The organism is Mycobacterium sp., from assembly GCF_050701675.1.
Classification (GTDB): Bacteria; Actinomycetota; Actinomycetes; order Mycobacteriales; family Mycobacteriaceae; genus Mycobacterium.
In genome coordinates this window covers 1-1,921 of record NZ_JBOGDD010000967.1, presented here as the reverse complement: position 1 = coordinate 1,921, position 1,921 = coordinate 1, and the positions used below count along the sequence as shown (strand labels likewise).

Below are 1,921 nucleotides of genomic sequence, written 5' to 3'. Positions count from 1 at the left end.
GAGTACAACGCCTCCGAACCGGTTCACGACCGCGAGCGCTGGATCGCCATGTTCATCCACCTGTTGGGTCACACCGGTGGCTACTCACGGGCCGAGGCCGTCGCGGCGATCGACGAGGAGGGCATTCTGCCCGACATGCTCGGCTACGACCCGTCCAAGCCCGCGAAGTACCCCAACGGCCGGGTGTTCACCGATGACGTCATCGACTACCGACTGGCGTTCCTCACCAAGGGTGACTGCCCGCCGAGCGGCCTGAGTCCGCATGCCGACACCCTTGGGGAGTTCCCCTATCTCGGTACGCCGCACTGAGGTCTGCGCCCGACCCCGCCGCGGCCATCAGTGACTCGCCCTCCCGACGGAATCTCCTACTTCATCTGGCACACGACGTCGACCAAGGCCGGTTTGCCCGTGGACTGGACGTACTCGGCAGCTCGGGCAACCGCCTTCTCGACGTCGGCAGGGTCGGTAATGGGACCTTCGGCGTGCCAGGAGAACGATCTCGCGAGGGTGGCGAAGTCCGGGGCGGGGTGGTTGATCTCCATACCGATGTTCACCCGTTCGACGGGGGTGCCGCGCTGCAGGGCGAGACGTTCCTGATGCTCCCAGTCGTTGTAGTAGGCCCGGTTGTTGAACATCACGACAAGCAAGGGCAGCTCGTAATACGACGCGACCCACAACGCCCCGGCGTCGAACATCAGGTCACCGTCGGGTTGTAGGTCGACGACGAGCCGGCCGGTGCCCTTGTGCGCCAACGCCACACCTAGGGAGATGCCGATCTGAGTCGCGGTCCCCAACTGCCGGCCCGGCGTGCGGTAGTGCTCGTCGAAGTCCCACGTGCGCTTCGCCCACTCGGATGCGGTGCCTGCAGTGAGTACCCAGTCGTAGTCCTTGACGACCTCCCAGACGGCGCTCGCCAGCCTGGCGGTGGACACCGGGGACTCGGCAGCGGTGAGCTCCGCCCGTTCGGCCCAGCGCTTCCACGCTGCGTCGTGCATGTTCGCCAGGCGCGCCCGCCATTCCGCCCGCTCTAGCCGCCGCTGTTCGGGCTCTCCCGTGATCAGCTCGCGGCACGACTCGACGAGCATCGGGAGGGCGACGCTGGTGTCGGCCGTCACTTGCAGATCGGTCTCCATCAACGCGGTGTAATCCTCACTCCACGAGGACAATCCAACGTCGTTGAAGCCCAGGTCCAGTACGAGGGCGTCCGGTGCCATCTTCGAGCGGATCTTGCGGTTGATCGAGTCCAGCTCGTGGGTCGGCTTCTGCATGTCCTTGACGTCCAGGAAGAGCACGCAGTCCGCTTCAGCCAGCGCATCGGTACCCGTGACGCAGAGGGGATGCCGGTTGGGGAAGTTGTGCCGGATGTTCGTGTCGATGACTCCGATGCCGACGGACTCGGCCAATTGGACGAGCAGGGTGAAGGCGTTCGGGTCACGACCGATGTAACCGGGGATGATGACGGGGCGCTTGGCGTTGTTCAGTGCCTCGGCGAGCTGGCGCAGCGCACCCGGGTCGGGGCCGATCTGTGCGGGTACCTTGAGACGATCCCAGTCGGGCATCGCGACCGGCGCGTCAAGGGGTTGCTCTTGCAGGCCCGCGTCGAGCGCGATGTACACCGGTCCGGCCGGCTCGCTCGTCGCGATGCGATAGCCCCGCGCGATGGTGGCAGGTACCGATTCGAGCGATCGGGGCTCATAGTCCCACTTGGTGTAGTCCCGAACGGCGTTGCCCTGCACGTTCGCACCGTGGATCCAGTCGATGTTGGGCCGGCGGCCGTCGTATGCCGCAGGTCCGGAGCCTCCGAAGATCATTACGGGAACTCGATCGATGTAGGCGTAGTAGATCCCCATCGCACCGTGGAGAAGACCGACCACGTTGTGGAGGATGACACCCATCGGGCGGCCCGTCGTCTTGGCGTACC

General features: G+C 65.5%; 1 protein-coding gene and 1 pseudogene. One reads left to right on the top strand and one right to left on the bottom strand.

What is annotated here, in order from left to right; translation table 11 throughout:
- A pseudogene (locus tag ACRDUX_RS29255) lies at positions 1–309 on the top strand (DUF4331 family protein); the annotation flags it as partial.
- Between the two features lie 56 nt (positions 310–365).
- Here ACRDUX_RS29255 and ACRDUX_RS29250 read toward each other — a convergent pair.
- The coding region (locus tag ACRDUX_RS29250) for a thiamine pyrophosphate-binding protein (RefSeq protein WP_526419065.1) at positions 366–1,921 on the bottom strand (1,556 nt) is incomplete at its 5' end.